This is a genomic window from Sphingomonas asaccharolytica NBRC 15499 (assembly GCF_001598355.1).
Classification (GTDB): Bacteria; Pseudomonadota; Alphaproteobacteria; order Sphingomonadales; family Sphingomonadaceae; genus Sphingomonas; species Sphingomonas asaccharolytica.
The window spans coordinates 1-14,273 of the sequence record NZ_BCYU01000099.1; the positions used below are offsets into that span (position 1 = coordinate 1).

The 14,273-nt window shown below is 65.6% G+C and carries 16 protein-coding genes; 5 read left to right on the plus strand and 11 right to left on the minus strand.

The annotated features are described in order from the left end of the window. The 3 genes from fliF to SAS01S_RS19360 all read right to left on the minus strand — a co-directional run. Positions 1-1,086, minus strand: a 1,086-nt coding sequence (fliF, locus tag SAS01S_RS19350; protein ID WP_157082917.1) for a flagellar basal-body MS-ring/collar protein FliF, incomplete at its 3' end; no start/stop codon positions are given. A gap of 8 nt (positions 1,087-1,094) precedes the next feature. Then, on the minus strand, positions 1,095-1,463 hold the full coding sequence (gene fliE / locus SAS01S_RS19355; RefSeq protein ID WP_066812517.1) for a flagellar hook-basal body complex protein FliE: 369 nt from the start codon (positions 1,461-1,463) through the stop codon (positions 1,095-1,097). Beyond that, entirely contained in the window at positions 1,460-2,713 is a 1,254-nt protein-coding gene (locus tag SAS01S_RS19360; RefSeq protein ID WP_066812518.1) for a sigma-54 interaction domain-containing protein, read from the minus strand. The genes fliE and SAS01S_RS19360 overlap by 4 nt, the downstream gene beginning before the upstream one ends. 240 nt (positions 2,714-2,953) lie before the next feature. Between SAS01S_RS19360 and SAS01S_RS19365 the strand changes: the two genes are divergently transcribed. Both SAS01S_RS19365 and SAS01S_RS19370 read left to right on the plus strand, forming a co-directional pair. Further along, entirely contained in the window at positions 2,954-3,775 is an 822-nt protein-coding gene (locus tag SAS01S_RS19365; protein WP_066812519.1) for a flagellin N-terminal helical domain-containing protein, read from the plus strand. A gap of 214 nt (positions 3,776-3,989) precedes the next feature. Continuing rightward, positions 3,990-4,814 carry a flagellin N-terminal helical domain-containing protein gene (locus tag SAS01S_RS19370; RefSeq protein WP_066812520.1) on the plus strand — a complete coding sequence of 275 codons (825 nt, stop codon included), beginning with the start codon at positions 3,990-3,992 and terminating at the stop codon, positions 4,812-4,814. Positions 4,815-4,948: 134 nt separating this feature from the next. Here SAS01S_RS19370 and SAS01S_RS19375 read toward each other — a convergent pair whose 3' ends face one another. After that, entirely contained in the window at positions 4,949-5,917 is a 969-nt protein-coding gene (locus SAS01S_RS19375; RefSeq protein ID WP_066812521.1) for an NADPH:quinone oxidoreductase family protein, read from the minus strand. 95 nt (positions 5,918-6,012) lie between these two features. On the opposite strand from SAS01S_RS19375, the gene SAS01S_RS19380 reads away from it, so the two are divergent. Beyond that, positions 6,013-7,035 (plus strand): NAD-dependent epimerase/dehydratase family protein, encoded by a 1,023-nt coding sequence (locus tag SAS01S_RS19380; protein ID WP_066812522.1) that lies wholly within the window; start codon positions 6,013-6,015, stop codon positions 7,033-7,035. A gap of 56 nt (positions 7,036-7,091) precedes the next feature. After that, entirely contained in the window at positions 7,092-7,373 is a 282-nt protein-coding gene (locus tag SAS01S_RS19385; RefSeq protein WP_066812523.1) for a hypothetical protein, read from the plus strand. Between the two features lie 16 nt (positions 7,374-7,389). On the opposite strand, the gene SAS01S_RS19390 is transcribed toward SAS01S_RS19385, so the two are convergent. The 5 genes from SAS01S_RS19390 to SAS01S_RS19410 all read right to left on the minus strand — a co-directional run bounded on the left by SAS01S_RS19390 (position 7,390) and on the right by SAS01S_RS19410 (position 11,605). Next, positions 7,390-8,079 carry a glutathione S-transferase family protein gene (locus SAS01S_RS19390; RefSeq protein WP_084239239.1) on the minus strand — a complete coding sequence of 230 codons (690 nt, stop codon included), beginning with the start codon at positions 8,077-8,079 and terminating at the stop codon, positions 7,390-7,392. After that, positions 8,079-8,537: an SRPBCC family protein gene (locus tag SAS01S_RS19395; protein WP_066812524.1), complete on the minus strand. Its 459-nt coding sequence runs from the start codon at positions 8,535-8,537 to the stop codon at positions 8,079-8,081. The genes SAS01S_RS19390 and SAS01S_RS19395 overlap by 1 nt, the downstream gene beginning before the upstream one ends. Beyond that, entirely contained in the window at positions 8,534-8,851 is a 318-nt protein-coding gene (locus SAS01S_RS19400) for an ArsR/SmtB family transcription factor (RefSeq protein WP_066812525.1), read from the minus strand. The genes SAS01S_RS19395 and SAS01S_RS19400 overlap by 4 nt, the downstream gene beginning before the upstream one ends. Before the next feature lie 58 nt (positions 8,852-8,909). Continuing rightward, the gene (locus SAS01S_RS19405; RefSeq protein ID WP_066812526.1) at positions 8,910-9,467 is read right to left on the minus strand and encodes a sugar O-acetyltransferase; all 558 of its coding nucleotides are present in this window, start codon (positions 9,465-9,467) and stop codon (positions 8,910-8,912) included. Positions 9,468-9,565: 98 nt separating this feature from the next. After that, positions 9,566-11,605 (minus strand): M13 family metallopeptidase, encoded by a 2,040-nt coding sequence (locus tag SAS01S_RS19410; protein ID WP_066812527.1) that lies wholly within the window; start codon positions 11,603-11,605, stop codon positions 9,566-9,568. A 100-nt stretch (positions 11,606-11,705) separates the two neighbouring features. Between SAS01S_RS19410 and SAS01S_RS19415 the strand changes: the two genes are divergently transcribed. Next, a complete protein-coding gene (locus tag SAS01S_RS19415; protein ID WP_169804986.1) occupies positions 11,706-12,176 on the plus strand; it encodes a lasso peptide biosynthesis B2 protein in 471 nt (156 codons plus the stop codon). A gap of 146 nt (positions 12,177-12,322) precedes the next feature. Here the strand turns inward: SAS01S_RS19415 and SAS01S_RS19420 are convergent, their stop codons facing one another. Next, positions 12,323-12,814, minus strand: coding sequence for an O-acetyl-ADP-ribose deacetylase (locus SAS01S_RS19420; RefSeq protein ID WP_066812529.1), 492 nt, complete (start codon positions 12,812-12,814; stop codon positions 12,323-12,325). Continuing rightward, positions 12,814-14,273, minus strand: a 1,460-nt coding sequence (gene acs, locus SAS01S_RS19425; protein ID WP_066812530.1) for an acetate--CoA ligase, incomplete at its 5' end; no start/stop codon positions are given. The genes SAS01S_RS19420 and acs, both read right to left, overlap by 1 nt.

The following is a 14,273-nucleotide window of genomic DNA, read 5'->3' on the forward strand; positions in this document are numbered from 1 at the left end:
GGCCGCGGCGGCAGGCGCGCCCGCCGCTCCGGCCGCGGGCGTCGCCCCGGGAGCGGGAGCGGGAGTCGGAGTCGGCGTGGGTGTCGGCGTCGCCACCGTGGTCGGCGGCGGTGGGGTGTTCGACAATGCCCCCGGAATCCCGCCCGGCGGCTGAGCGTTGGGGGCGTCCTTGTTGGTCCAATTGCCCTGTTCGGCGCGCAGCGCACCGGCCTTGTCATAGCTTTCGCGAGTCGAGCTGGTGTCGTCGAGATTGACGTCGGCAGTCACTTCGGCGGTGAAATTGCCCGCGCCGACCAATGGCGTCAGCAACTGGCTGAGTTGCTCGCGATATTTCTGTTCGACCTGGCGCTGGTAGCGCACCGCGGCGTCGTTGCTGTCGCTGCCGGCGCCCGGCTTGGACAAGAGCGCGCCCATCTGGTCGACGATGGTGACGTCGTCGGGCTTCATCCCCGGCACCGACGAGGCGACAAGGTTGATGATCGACGAGACCTGCGCGTCGCTGAGCGCGCGCCCAGCCTGGAGCTTGACCATGACGCTGGCCGACGGCGCGGCATTGTCGCGCACGAACACGGTGTTTTCAGGTACCGCCAAATGCACCCGCGCCTCGGCAACGGCGTCGATATCCTGGATCGAGCGGGCAAGCTCCGTCTCGCGCGCCTGGCGCAACCGTTCGCCTTCCACCGCGCGGCTGACGCCCATCGGTAGATTGTCGAGGATCGCGTAGCCGCCCGGCGCCGCCTTGGGCAGGCCCTGGCCGGCGAGCAGCATCCGCGCCTTGGAATATTCGTCCTCGTTGACCGTCAGCGCGTCGGTCGATTCATCGATCCGGCCGGTGATGCCGCCGGTCTTGAGCGCGGCCATGACTTGCGACTTGTCGCTATCGGGCAACCCCGTGAACAAGGTCTTCTGCGTCGGCGTCGACAGCATGAACCAGGCGAGCGCGGCGGACGCGATCAGCCCGACCATCAGGATCATCGGCAAGCTGCGGCGGATCGCCGGCTGACCGAGCAGGCCCTGGACCTGCTTCAGCGGATTGGCGAAACGCTCGGTGGCGAGCGGGGCGGATTGGGTGAGTTCGTTGCTCATGGCCTATCTCAAACCGGCATGCTCATAATGTCCTTGTACGCGGACAAGAGCTTGTTCCTGACTTGCAAGGTCGCTTCGAAGCTGACCGACGCCTCCTGGCGGGCCAGCATCACCTTGGCGATGTCGATCGTCTCGCCGCGTTCGTACGAAGCGGAGATGTCCGACGCGCGGTTCTGGCTGTCGTTGACGCTGTTGAGCGCGCTCGTCAGCGAGTCCGCGAAACTGGCGGGTCCGGCCGGCTGGACCGTGGTGGGCGCGGCCGTCGGCCCCGCCGCCCCGGCGCGTGCCAGCGCCGTATTGCGTTCCAGGATCTGCGCACGAAGCGCCATTACCCGGTCGACGCTCATCGCGCCGCCAATGCCGTTGATGCCGCTCATGCCCACATCCTCGTGATATCTTCACCCTGCTCGCGCGCTCTGGCGAGACGGTAGCGAAGCGTGCGTTCGGAAATGCCAAGCCGGCGCGCGGTCTCGATCCGGCTGCCGCCGCATGCGGCGAGCGTTTCGCGGATCGCCTGGAACTCGCTGAACTGGACGACATTGGCGAGCGTGTCGGCGCTGCGTCCGGGGACCGGATCGGCCTTGGGTTCGGGACGGCGGTCGAACACGATATGGTTCGCGCCTATCGTGTCGCCCGCGGCGAACAGCAAGGCGCGCTGGATCACGTTCTCCAGCTCGCGGACATTGCCCGGCCAGTCGTGCGCCATCAGCGCGTCGATCGCGCCCTGGTCGGGCCAGGGGATCGACTGGCGATTGCCCGAATGGCGCAGGATCATCGCCGCGGCGAGCGCCGGGATGTCCTGCGGGCGATCAGCCAGCCGCCGCGTGGTCAGCGGGAACACCGATAGGCGATAGTAAAGGTCGGAGCGGAAGCGGCCGGCGGCGACTTCCTCATGCAGGTCGCGGTTGGCGCAGGCGATGATGCGGACGTCGATCGGGATCGGGGTCGAGGCGCCGATAGGGATGACCTCGCGCTCCTGCAGCACGCGGAGCAATTTGGCCTGGAGCTGAAGCGGCATCTCGGCGATCTCGTCGAGCAGCAAGGTGCCGCCCTCGGCCGCACGGAAGAATCCTTCGCCCGCCGCACTGGCGCCGGTGAAGGCACCCTTCTGGTGGCCGAACAGCAACGCCTCGAGCATGCTTTCGGGGAGCGCAGCGCAATTGATCGCGACGAACGGCTTGTCGCTGCGACGCGATTTCAGGTGGATGGTGCGCGCCAGCACTTCCTTGCCGGTGCCGGTCGGGCCATTGATCAACACGGTGATGTCGGCATCGGCGACGCGCTCGGCCAGCGCGAACAGCGCCAGGCTCTCGGGATCGGCGGCGGTCGGCGCTTCGGGGCCGGCGGCATAAGCATAAGCGAAGGCCGATCCGATGGCGTTGTCGGCCGGACCGAAGGAGAGGCGCGTGGGCGTGCCGCCCGTTCCGCGCCGGAACCCGCGTCCTTCGCTGCCGATCACCAGGGTGCGGTCGGCGATCGGCGGCGTCTCGCCTTCTATCACCAGGAAGACGTCGCTCGCCTGCGGCCGGGCATCACCCTCGGCAACGCCGAGGCCCTGCGCACGCAGCGAAGAGACCAAGGCATATTTTTGCCGCATGACCAGATCGGATGGAAAGATCGAACGCATGTATTTCCCCTTCGTCGTGGGGAGACATGCCCGGAGTTTGGTAAACGAGACGTAAACCATCCGGCAAAGGCGGCAAAAAATTACCGCGTGCCCACCCGGAATGGAGGCGACCGGCAAAGGACCGGCAATTTTTTGCCTAAAGCCCGGCAAATACCTGCCGTTCTCCGGTTCAGACGGCTCGGCCCCTCGCACTATTCGGGGGAGAGGCGGGGATCGTCGTAGCAAAGTGGAGACACGGACATGACTGTTATCGGAAGCAACGTATCGGCGCTTCGTGCGACGAATGCCTCTAACCAGGCGAACCTGGCCCTCTCGACGGCGATGAACCGCCTGTCCACGGGCATGCGTATCAATTCGGCCAAGGACGACGCCGCCGGCCTCGCCATCTCGGCCTCGATGACTGCCCAGATCAAGGGCATGAACCAGGGCGTGCGCAACGCCAATGACGGCATCTCGATGGCGCAGACCGGTGAAGGCGCGCTGGACGAGGTCAACAACATGCTGCAGCGTATGCGTGAGCTCGCGGTGCAGTCGGCCAACGGCACCTATTCGACCACCGACGCCGCCAACATCACGGCGGAGCAGGACGCTCTGTCCGCTCAGATCGGCTCGATCGTCACCAACACCGCGTTCAACGGCAAGAACCTGTTCGCCACTGCGTCGAACACCATTTCGGTCCAGGCCGGCGCCAACACGGCGGACGCGATCTCGGTCGACTTCACCCAGCTGAACGCCGCCACGACCAAGCTGTCGGCAGTCGTCGACTTCACCAACAACAAGATGAAGACCGGCCTGGCGCTCTCCGCGTTCGACGACGCGATCAACGAAGTGTCGACGACCCGCGCGGGTCTCGGTGCCAGCCAGAACCGTCTGCAGTCGGCGGTCAACAACCTGACCAGCAACGCGACCAACCTGACCGACGCGCGCAGCCGCATCCAGGACGCCGACTTCTCGTCGGAATCGACCAACCTGGCGAAGGCGCAGATCCTGGCCCAGGCGTCGACCTCGATGCTGGCCCAGGCCAACCAGTCGCAGCAGGGCGTGCTCAAGCTGCTCGGCTAATGAAGGATCCTGCCCAGTCCCATCCCCCCGAGGGCTGGGCAGGACAGGCTTCGAGTGAAGCGTACCGGGAGATCCCGGCGGCCCAACCGCCGCCGGGATTTTCATGGTGACGAAAAAATTTACTTAAACGGTCGCGAAAGCGGTCGTTCGTTGCTGTCGACGGCTCGACCTTCTGCCTTGGGGGTGGCGGGGAGCGTCAGCAACGGAGACCATTATGACCGTTATCGGTAGCAATATTTCCGCGCTTCGGGCGCAGAATGCTTCGACCAAAGCCAACGACGCCTTGTCGACGGCCATGAACCGCCTGTCCACGGGCATGCGCATCAACTCGGCCAAGGACGACGCCGCCGGCCTCGCCATTTCGGCCTCGATGACCGCGCAGATCCGCGGCATGAACCAGGGCGTGCGCAACGCCAATGACGGCATCTCGATGGCGCAGACCGCTGAAGGCGCGCTCGACGAAGTCACCAACATGCTCCAGCGGATGCGCGAACTCGCGGTGCAGGGCGCCAACGGCACTTATTCGGCCAGCGACGCCGCCAATATCACGGCGGAGCAGGATGCGCTGGGCGCGCAGATCAGCTCGATCGTCGCCAACACCACCTATAACGGCAAGAATCTGTTCGCGACGGCGACCAACAACGTCACGATCCAGGCGGGCGCCAATTCGAGCGACACCGTCCAGATGTCGTTCAGCCAGCTCAATGCCGCGTCGACCAAGCTGTCGGCCGTGGTCGACTTCACCGCCAACAAGATGAAGACCGGCCTGACCCTGAGCGCGTTCGACGATGCGATCGCCGAAGTGTCGACGACTCGTGCGGGCCTCGGCGCCGCGCAGAACCGTCTGCAATCGGCGGTCAACAATCTAACCAACAACTCGACCAACCTGACCGATGCGCGCAGCCGCATCCAGGATGCCGACTTCTCGGCCGAATCGACCAACCTCGCCAAGGCCCAGATCCTGAGCCAGGCGTCGACGGCGATGCTCGCCCAGGCCAATCAGAGCTCGCAGGGCGTGCTCAAACTGCTGGGCGGCTGAGGCGCGTAAGCGCCACAGGCGTACGGCCTCGGCACCAACCCCCCTTCACAGGGTGTCGGGGCCGACCACGAACCCCGGCGGTCTTCGCGACCGCCGGGGTTTCTTGTTTTTTGCTGCTACGTGCCGACAGCCTATCAAGGCTCGATCACAATTTTGCCGACCATCCGGCTGTCCCGCATCGCCTCGAACGCCGCGCGCCAGTCCGCCAGCGCGTATCGGCTATCGACGCGCGGGCGGATGCGGCCTTCTTCCGCCAGCGCCCAGATCGCGTCCTGATTCTCGCGGCCCTTGTCGGGGAAGCGGCGGCCATATTCGCCGGCGCGCACGCCGATCACCGAGAATCCCTTGATCAGCGGGATGTTGGTCGCGACGCTCGCGATCCGTCCCGAGGTGAAGCCGATCACCAGCAGCCGCCCGCCGAAGGCGATGCAGCGCGTGCTTTCGTCGAACACGTCGCCGCCTACGGGATCGAAGATCACATCGGCGCCGCCACCGGTGATCTCCTTCACCGCCTCGCGAAAACCCGGCGCCGGCAAGGTCGCATCGACCAAATAATCCGCCGTCACGGCCGCCAGTTTATCCGGCGAGCGCGACGTGGCGATCACGCGCGCGCCGAGCGCCTTGGCCAGATCGACCGCGGCCAGCCCGACGCCGCCGGTCGCGCCATGGACCAGCACCCACTCGCCGGGCTGGACATGGGCGCAGCGCACCAGCGAGACGTAGGCGGTGTTATAGGCCGCGCCGACGCTCGCGCCGGCGGCGAAATCGAGATTGGCGGGAAGCCGTCGTACTCTGGACGCGTCGATGGCGACCAATTCGGCGAACCCGCCGAGCCGCGTCCCCGCAACCACCGCCTCGCCCGGCGCGAACCCGCTATCGCGATCGGTGTCCACCACCTCGCCCGCGACCTCCATGCCGGGAACGAACGGCAGATCGGGCTTCAGCTGATATTTGCCCTCGGTCATCAGCAGATCGGGGAAGTTGAGCGACGCCGCGCGGATCCGGATCAGTACCTGCCCCGGCCGGCGGACCGGATCGGGCATGTCTGTCAGCCCGCAGCCGGCGAAATCGGGGCCGAGTTCGGAGACGAGCAGCGCTTTCATCGCCCTGCTCTCTCCCTTGGTCAGGCGCGGGTCAACTGCTGACGCGTTGCGAAATGAAATCAATATGCTAGCCTATCGCCCCAAGGGAGAGGCATATGGCGGGCGTGGTTCTGGTCACCGGGGGCAGCGGCTATATTGCCGGCTTCACCATTCGCCAGCTGATCGAGCAGGGCTGGACGGTGCGTGCCACCATCCGCTCGCTCAACCGCGAAGCCGAGGTGCGCGACTGGTTGAACGTTGCCAATGATCGTCTTTCCTTTTTCGCCGCTGATCTGACCAGCGACGCCGGCTGGGCCGAGGCGATGACCGCGTGCCACCATGTCGTCCACATGGCCTCCCCCGTCCCGCTCCATAATGTGAAGGACGAGAATGAGGTGATCATCCCGGCGCGCGACGGCGCGTTGCGCGCGCTCCGCTTCGCGCGCGACGCCGGGGTCACGCGGCTGGTCATGACCTCATCGGTGGCGGCGATCTTCCATGGCCGCGCCAAGGGCAAGGACACATTCACCGAGGCCGACTGGACCGACGTGACCGCCGCCGGCGTGTCCGCTTATGCCAAGTCGAAGACGATCGCCGAGCGCGCCGCGCGTGACTGGGTCGCGGCGGAAGGGGGCAGCCTGGAATTCGTCACGGTCAATCCCGGACTGGTATTGGGGCCGTTGCTCGGCACCGATTTTTCGCCATCGCTCGAAGTCGTGAAGCGCGTGCTCGAGGGCGCCTATCCGGCCTTGCCCGATCTCGGCCTGAACCTGGTCGATGTACGCGATGTCGCCGACTTGCATGTCCGTGCGCTGTCCGCGCCCGACATCAGCGGCGAGCGCTTCATGGCGGTGGCGCCACACGGTTTCCTGCGCCTGATCGAGATCGCCGCGATCCTGCGCGAGCGGCTGCCAGCGCATGCCGGCAAGGTGCCGAAGCGGCGCATGCCCAATTGGGTGATGCGGATCGTGGCGCTGTTCGACCCGGCGGTGCGCCAATTGGTCGGCGAGCTCGGCAAGGTCCGACGCGCTGAACCGACTCATGCGATGGAAAAGCTCGGCTGGCGCCCGCGCCCCGCCGCCGACAGCGTGGTCGATACGGCGAAGAGCCTCATCGCAATGGGCGTTTCGAAGGTTTAGCCCTGGACTCGCCATCGTGGGCACCCCATCTCCGCGTCACGAGACAGGGGATAGTGATGGTCAGCACATCGAATGACGGCATCATGACGGAATATCTCGTCAAATGCGGAGCGATCAAAGCCGACAAGCGCAATCGACCGACCGAATTGCTCGAACTGCTCTACATCACTGACCGCTATCGCGCCGGCCAGGACCTCAAGAAAGCCAAAGCCGGCTACGATATTTCGGTCTGGAGCGGGGTGGACGCCGGCGAGATCGAGACACGGCTGACCGATCTCGATCAATTCATGAAATCGCTCGCGCGTGACCGCGCAACCCTGTGGGGCGTGCCGAACTAAACTGGCTCGGTCCGTGCTAGGCGTGAGCGGCTACCGGCTCCGCCGCCTGTGGCATTGGGAACCGGTCGAGCAGCACGGCCCAGTCGGTTGCCGCCATGCTCGGCCGCGCTTTCACCCGCTCGATCCAGCCCGCAAGCCGCGCATGCCGCGCGATCATCGCCGCCCCTTCGGCAAAATCGGGCATGAAGGCGAGATGCGGAATCAGCATCACATCGGCCAGGCTCAACGCCGGTCCCGCCATATAGTCCTGATCGCCGAGCAGCCGTGCGAGCTCATCGATCACTTCCTGCGCGGCCGGGATCGCGGCCACCACCGCGGCATCGTCGACCGCCATGCCGAACCGCGCCGCGACGAGGCGGGGGAAGGTCACCGCACCGCTGAGTCGCGGCGCCACGTAGGAATCGACGATCCCGATCCCCTGATTCATCCGCGCCCGCAGCTTTGGCTCGCTAGGTGTCAACACCGGGTCGGGCGCGATCTGGTCGATATAGTCGAGGATCGCGCGCGTTTCGTAGAGGCGGAAATCGCCATGATCGAGCACCGGGATCTTGGCGAAGGGGTGCAGCCGCGCTTTGTAATCGGGCGTGCGATTGCCGCCCATCGGCAAGGGATCGAGCCGCCAGGGCAGACCCTTTTCCTCCAGCGCGAGCAAGGGCGCGCGGACATAGGGGCTGCCGGGAATGCCGTGGATCACGAAGTCGGTCATCATACGTCCTTCTCGGTAAGATCGGCGAACATCTGAAGTAGACCCGGCCAGCCGCCGCCAAGCTGCGCGGCGATGCGCTCGGCCGACTCGCCGAAGCGTTCGAGCCGGCTGTGAGTCAGCGTCACGCGGGTGCCGGTGCCATCGGGCACGAACGTCACTTCGACTTCGGTGGTGAGATCGGGGTCGTGTTTGAACGCGGCGTCGATCTGCCAGCCGAGCAGCACGCGGCCGGGCGGCTCCCAGGCGAGCACCTTGCCCCATTCGGTCTCGGCACCATCCTCGTCGCGCTCGAACCAGCGTCCGCCGGGTCGCGGTTCGATCACCACCTCCTCGTGCGGCTTGGCGCCGATCGTCATGCCGCGCTTCCACCAGCGGCCGATCGACCCGGTGAACAGGGCAAAGGCGCGATCGGGCGGCACCGCTACGGTTACCGACTGGACGATCGGGGCAATGCTCATTCGGTGCTCTCCTGCTGGTCGGCAAAATCCTTGAACGCGCTGAGCTGGTCGCCCCAGAAGCGGTCGAGCCAGTTGCGCAGCGCGCCCAGCCCGCGGGGGTCGAGGCGATAGACGCGGCGCGTGCCGTCGGGCGTGTCGGTCACCAACCCAGCCTCCTTCAGCACCTTGAGATGCTGCGATACGGCCGGCCGCGACACCGGCAACCCGGCAGCGATCTCCCCCACCGCGCCGGGCGCCGCGCCGACGCGCTCGAAGATCGTCCGGCGCGTAGGGTCCGCGAGCGCGTTGAGGGCGACGGCGATTCGGTTAGTCATGACTTACGGTAAGCTGCGACTTACATTCGAGTCAAGTGCTTTCAACAGCGATGATCGCTCAGCCGTCGAGCGAGCGGATGACCCTCGCCGGCACACCAGCAACCAGGCTATTCGGCGGGACGTCGTGCGTGACTACGGCGCCCGCTGCGACCACCGAATTCTCACCCACCGTGACCCCGCCGATGATCGTCGCGCCGGCGGCGATCCACACATTGCGTTCGATCATGATCGGGGCGGCCGTTACCCCGTCGCGGCGGCGCGAGGGCTCGAGCGGATGGCCCGTGGTGATGATGCTGACATTCGGCCCGATCAGCACATCGTCGCCGATATCGACGCCGCCAAGGTCGTAGATCGTACAATTCTGGTTGATGAACACGTTGCGGCCGACCCGGATGTCGCGGCCGTGCGCGGTGTAGAAAGGCGGGATCAGCATGAAGCTGTCGTCGACCTGGCAGCCGATCAGATCGCTGAACACCGCCCGGATCTCATCGCCATCGGCATAAGTCAGGCGGTTGAGGATGGGCGTGATCGCCATCGCGCGCTGGGTATTCGCCACCATCGCCGCCGATTCGGGCGTGCGGCGGTGGATCATGATCGTGCGATCCTTGTTCGACATTGGGGATACCTCGTCGCGACTGGCGGGGCCTGTCCGATAAAGAAGGGGCGCCCGCGATCGGATCGCGGACGCCCTTTTAAGCTCGATATCTCTACCGCTTACCAGATATGGACGCGCTTTTCGGGCGCCAGATACAGCGCGTCGCCCGGCTTGATATCAAACGCGGTGTACCAGGCGTCGACGTTGCGAACGATGCCGTTGACCCGATATCTTGCCGGCGAATGCGGATCGGTCAGCAGCAATTGGCGCTGCAGTCCCTCGCGCAACTTCGCCTGCCATGCCTGGGCGTACGCCAAGAAGAAGCGCTGGTCGCCGGTTAGGCCGCCGATCACCGGCGCCTTGCCGTGCTTGGCCTGATAGAGCTGATAGGCGGCATAAGCGGTCTCGACGCCGCTCAGGTCGCCGATATTCTCGCCCAGGGTCAGCTTGCCGTTGATCTTGGTCCCGGGGATCGCCTCGTAACCGTCATATTGCGCGGCGAGTGCGGCGGTGTGTTCGCCGTACGATTTCTTCGCCGCGTCGGTCCACCAATTCTCGTACTTGCCGGTCGGCCCGAACTGGCTGCCCTGATCGTCGAAGCCATGACCCATTTCATGGCCGATGATCGCGCCGATCGCCCCATAATTGACCGCCGGATCGGCATTGGGATCGAAATAAGGCGGCTGCAGGATCGCCGCCGGGAAGGTGATCTGGTTGGCCAGCGGATTGTAATAGGCATTCACCGTCTGCGGCGTCATGCCCCACAAGCTGCGATCGACCGGCTTGGGGAAACGCTGCAGGTCGAGCTGATGATCGAACTCGGCCGAACGCATCGCATTGCCGAGCAGGTCTCCGCGCTCAACCTGGAGCGACGAATAATCGATATATTTGACCGGGTGGCCGATGCGCGGTTCGAACGCCGCCAGCTTGGCCAACGCCGCCTTCTTGGTGGCGTCATCCATCCAGGTCGAGCCGGCGATCTTCTTGCCATAGGCCGTGCGCAGATTCTCGATCAGCTCGGCCATCTTGGCCTCGCTCGAGGCGGGGAAATATTGCTCGACATAGAGCTTGCCCACCGCTTCGCCGAGCGCGCCGTTGGTCAGCTGCACGCCGCGCTTCCAGCGGTCGCGCTTGACCTGCACGCCCGACAACGTCTTCGAATAGAAATCGAACCGCGCGTCGTCGAATGCCTTGGGCAGGAAGGTCGCATGGTCGCTGACGAAGTGGAAAGCGAGATAGTCCTTCCACGTCTGGAGCGGCGTCGCGGTCATGATCTTGCCCATCGCGGTCAGCGCGGTGTTGTTGGCCATCAGCACCTTGGGCGACGATTCGAGCCCGGCGGTCTTGAGCATCAGCGCCCAGTCGAAATCGGGCGCCTTGGCCTTCAACCCGGCAACGTCTTCGGGATCGTTGAGCTTGGCGATGTCGCGGCTCTGTTCGGGCGACCATTGATCCTTGGCCATGGCAGTTTCGAGCGCGACGATCGCATCGGCCTTGGCGCCGGCGTCGGGAATGCCGGCGAGCTCCTGGACATGCTGGACATAGGCGCGATACGCCTTGCGGAAGGCGTCATACTTCTCGCCCGGCAGCAGATAGAAGTCGCGCGGCATGCCGAGGCCACCCTGGCCGACGACGGCGGTGTAATGTTCGGGATCCGACAGGCTCGGCATCGTGCCGAGCTCGACCGGCGAGGCATAGCCGGTCGATGCGAACAGGGTCTGCAGGCCGGCCAGATCATTCACCGCCGCGATCTTAGCGAGATAAGGCTTGAGCGGCGCGGTGCCCTTGGCCTCGATCCCCGCTTCGTCCATCCAGCTCGCGTAGAAATCGCCGACCTGCTTGCCGGTCGTGCCGTATTTGCTCGGGTTGGCGGCCATGTCGTCGAGGATCTTGCGGACGTTGACCTCGGCTTCGTCGCTCAGGATGTTGCCATAGCCGACCGATCCCTTGTCGTCGGGAATCGTCGTGCGCGCGGCCCAGGCGCCATTGGCATAGGTCCAGAAATCGTCGCCCGGCTTGACCGCCTTGTCCTGGGTAGTGAGGTCGATGCCGAACGCACCGTAGCGCGGCGCCGTCGCCGCGATCTTCGCCACTGCCGGAATCGCGATCGCCAGCGCCGCGGCGCCGAGCGCCAGCCGGCCGATAACCTTCTTGTTCATTTCAGAAAAACTCCCGCCCTGCGTGTATTATGAAACTATAGCGGCCAGCAAAAGCACACGCAATCGACTTCGCCAATAAACCCTGTCAGTCATGTCCATCATGGCGCGCGATATTCTGCACAAAATGAAGACGCTGGCCGGGGTGGGCTGGCGGCGCCAATTGTTGGTCGCGGAAGCCTGCGCCAGCATGTTCGCGGCGCGGATGCTCTTGCTCGTCCTGCCGTTTTCGCGAGTCGCGGGGCGGCTGGGCGACTTCGTCAGCCCGGCCGACCCGCGCGTCGCCCAGCGCGCGGCGGCGACCACCCCCGACCAGGCCGCGACGGCACGCGCGATCGGCTGGGCAGTGCGCTCGGCCGCGCCGTTCATGCCCTTCCGCTCGGTCTGCCTGCAGCAGGCGATGGCTGCGCACGCGATGCTGCGGCGGCGCGGAATCGCCAGCGTGATGCATTTCGGTGCAAGCCCGAGCGGCGCGCGCGCGATCGACGCGCATGCCTGGCTCGACGCGGCGGGAGTCAAGGTGACCGGCTATCCCATCCCCAAGGAAATGGGCGAAATCGCCTGCTTCGTGTGACGGATGGGGCGACCTCGCCGCACTCCTAGCGGATGCCGGGCTTGTCCCGGCATCCGCCGCGCAACGACGGCTGGCTTGCGCGGTGGAGAGGCAGACCCCGGCACAAGGCCGGGGTGACGATGGTTGTTGAGGCGCGTTCCGTCGGTCTAGGCGAGCCGGTCGCGATAAAGCTTGAACGTCTCCGCATCGAACGCGACCAGCAGGATATTGTCGAACCGCTCCGCTGCAGCCACCGTCTCGCGCACCGCGATCGCCGCCGCTTCGTCGCGCGGATAGCCGTAAATGCCGGTGCTGATCGCCGGAAAGGCGATCGTGCGCACCCCCAGCCCCTCGGCGACCCTCAGGCTTTCGCGATAGCAACTCGCCAGCGTTTCCGCCTCACCCTTGCTCCCGCCATTCCACACCGGCCCGACCGTGTGGATCACGTACCGCGCGGGCAAGCGGTAGCCGCCGGTCGCCTTGGCTCGACCCGGCTTACAGCCGTTTAGCATCCGGCATTCGGCGACCAATTCCGGCCCGGCGGCGCGATGGATCGCGCCGTCGACGCCGCCGCCACCGAGCAGCGAGGAATTGGCGGCGTTGACGATCGCGTCGACCTCCAGCCGCGTGATGTCGCCACGAACCGCCTCGACCGGCATCAGCCGACCCGGTTCTTGACCAGATCGTCGACCACTGCCGGATCGGCCAGGGTCGAAATGTCGCCCAGGTTCGACACATCGCCCTCGGCGATCTTGCGCAGGATGCGGCGCATGATCTTCCCCGATCGCGTCTTGGGCAGCCCTGGTGCGAATTGCACCGCATCCGGTGAGGCAATCGGCCCGATCTCGGTCCGCACCCACTGGACGAGTTCCTTGCGCAATTCTTCCGATGGCGCCTCGTCGGCGTTCAAAGTGACATAAGCGTAAATGCCCTGCCCCTTGATGTCGTGCGGGAAGCCGACCACCGCCGCCTCGGCGACCTTGGCATGGAGCACCAACGCGCTTTCGACCTCAGCGGTGCCCATGCGGTGCCCGCTGACGTTGATCACGTCGTCGACGCGGCCGGTAATCCAATAATAGCCGTCTTCGTCGCGGCGGCAGCCGTCGCCGGTGAAATATTTGCCCGGATAGGTCGTGAAATAGGTCTGAAAGAAGCGGTCATGGTCGCCCCAGACGCTGCGCATCTGCCCGGGCCAGCTCTTGGCGATGACCAGATTCCCCTCCGCCGCGCCGTTGAGGACAATGCCGTCGGTATCGACGATCTGCGGATCGACGCCGGGGAAGGGCAAAGTCGCGCTGCCTGGCTTGAGGTCGGTAGCGCCGGGCAAGGGCGTGATCATGTGTCCGCCGGTCTCGGTCTGCCACCAGGTATCGACGATCGGGCAGCGCCCCTCCCCGACCACTTCGTGATACCAGCGCCACGCCTCGGGATTGATCGGTTCGCCGACCGTGCCGAGCAGCTTCAGGGACTGGCGGCTGGTCCGCGTCACGTAATCGTCGCCTTCGCGCATCAGCGCGCGCAACGCGGTCGGCGCGGTATAGATGATCTCGACCTGGTGACGGTCGACGACTTGCCAGATGCGGCTGGCGTCGGGCCAATTGGGCACGCCTTCGAACATCAGGCTGGTCGCGCCGTTGGCGAGCGGGCCGTAGAGGATATAGCTGTGCCCGGTGACCCAGCCGATATCGGCGGCGCACCAATAGATCTGGCCGGGCCGGTAATCGAAGGTCAGTTCGTGGCTGAGGCTGACCCAGACCAGATAGCCGGCGGTGGTATGGAGAACGCCCTTGGGCTTGCCGGTCGATCCCGAGGTATAGAGGATGAACAGCGGGTCCTCCGCGTTCATCGGTTCGGGCCGGCACTCGGCCGACGCCTGCTCGACCAGATCGTGATACCACAGATCGCCGTCGCCCATCGCGACGTCGCCGCCGGTCGCCTTGACGACGATGACCGTTTTCAGCCCCGGCGCATGGCGGCGCGCGGCGTCGACATTGGCCTTGAGCGGGACTTTCTTGCCACCGCGCCTGCCTTCGTCGGCGGTGATCACCAGGGTCGACCCACAATCCTCGATTCGCCCGGCCAGCGCTTCGGGCGAGAAGCCGCCGAATACCACCGAAT

Excerpts from the sequence above, each read along its gene's own strand:
- SAS01S_RS19365 (WP_066812519.1), top strand. The coding sequence starts at position 2,954 with ATGACTGTTATCGGAAGCAACGTATCGGCGCTTCGTGCGACGAATGCC.
- SAS01S_RS19420 (WP_066812529.1), bottom strand. The coding sequence starts at position 12,814 with ATGCCGGTCGAGGCGGTTCGTGGCGACATCACGCGGCTGGAGGTCGAC.
- SAS01S_RS19380 (WP_066812522.1), top strand. The coding sequence starts at position 6,013 with ATGGCGGGCGTGGTTCTGGTCACCGGGGGCAGCGGCTATATTGCCGGC.
- SAS01S_RS19400 (WP_066812525.1), bottom strand. The coding sequence starts at position 8,851 with ATGACTAACCGAATCGCCGTCGCCCTCAACGCGCTCGCGGACCCTACG.
- SAS01S_RS19370 (WP_066812520.1), top strand. The coding sequence starts at position 3,990 with ATGACCGTTATCGGTAGCAATATTTCCGCGCTTCGGGCGCAGAATGCT.
- SAS01S_RS19395 (WP_066812524.1), bottom strand. The coding sequence starts at position 8,537 with ATGAGCATTGCCCCGATCGTCCAGTCGGTAACCGTAGCGGTGCCGCCC.
- SAS01S_RS19410 (WP_066812527.1), bottom strand. The coding sequence starts at position 11,605 with ATGAACAAGAAGGTTATCGGCCGGCTGGCGCTCGGCGCCGCGGCGCTG.
- SAS01S_RS19390 (WP_084239239.1), bottom strand. The coding sequence starts at position 8,079 with ATGACCGACTTCGTGATCCACGGCATTCCCGGCAGCCCCTATGTCCGC.
- fliE (WP_066812517.1), bottom strand. The coding sequence starts at position 1,463 with ATGAGCGGCATCAACGGCATTGGCGGCGCGATGAGCGTCGACCGGGTA.
- SAS01S_RS19375 (WP_066812521.1), bottom strand. The coding sequence starts at position 5,917 with ATGAAAGCGCTGCTCGTCTCCGAACTCGGCCCCGATTTCGCCGGCTGC.
- SAS01S_RS19385 (WP_066812523.1), top strand. The coding sequence starts at position 7,092 with ATGGTCAGCACATCGAATGACGGCATCATGACGGAATATCTCGTCAAA.
- SAS01S_RS19360 (WP_066812518.1), bottom strand. The coding sequence starts at position 2,713 with ATGCGTTCGATCTTTCCATCCGATCTGGTCATGCGGCAAAAATATGCC.
- SAS01S_RS19405 (WP_066812526.1), bottom strand. The coding sequence starts at position 9,467 with ATGTCGAACAAGGATCGCACGATCATGATCCACCGCCGCACGCCCGAA.
- SAS01S_RS19415 (WP_169804986.1), top strand. The coding sequence starts at position 11,706 with ATGGCGCGCGATATTCTGCACAAAATGAAGACGCTGGCCGGGGTGGGC.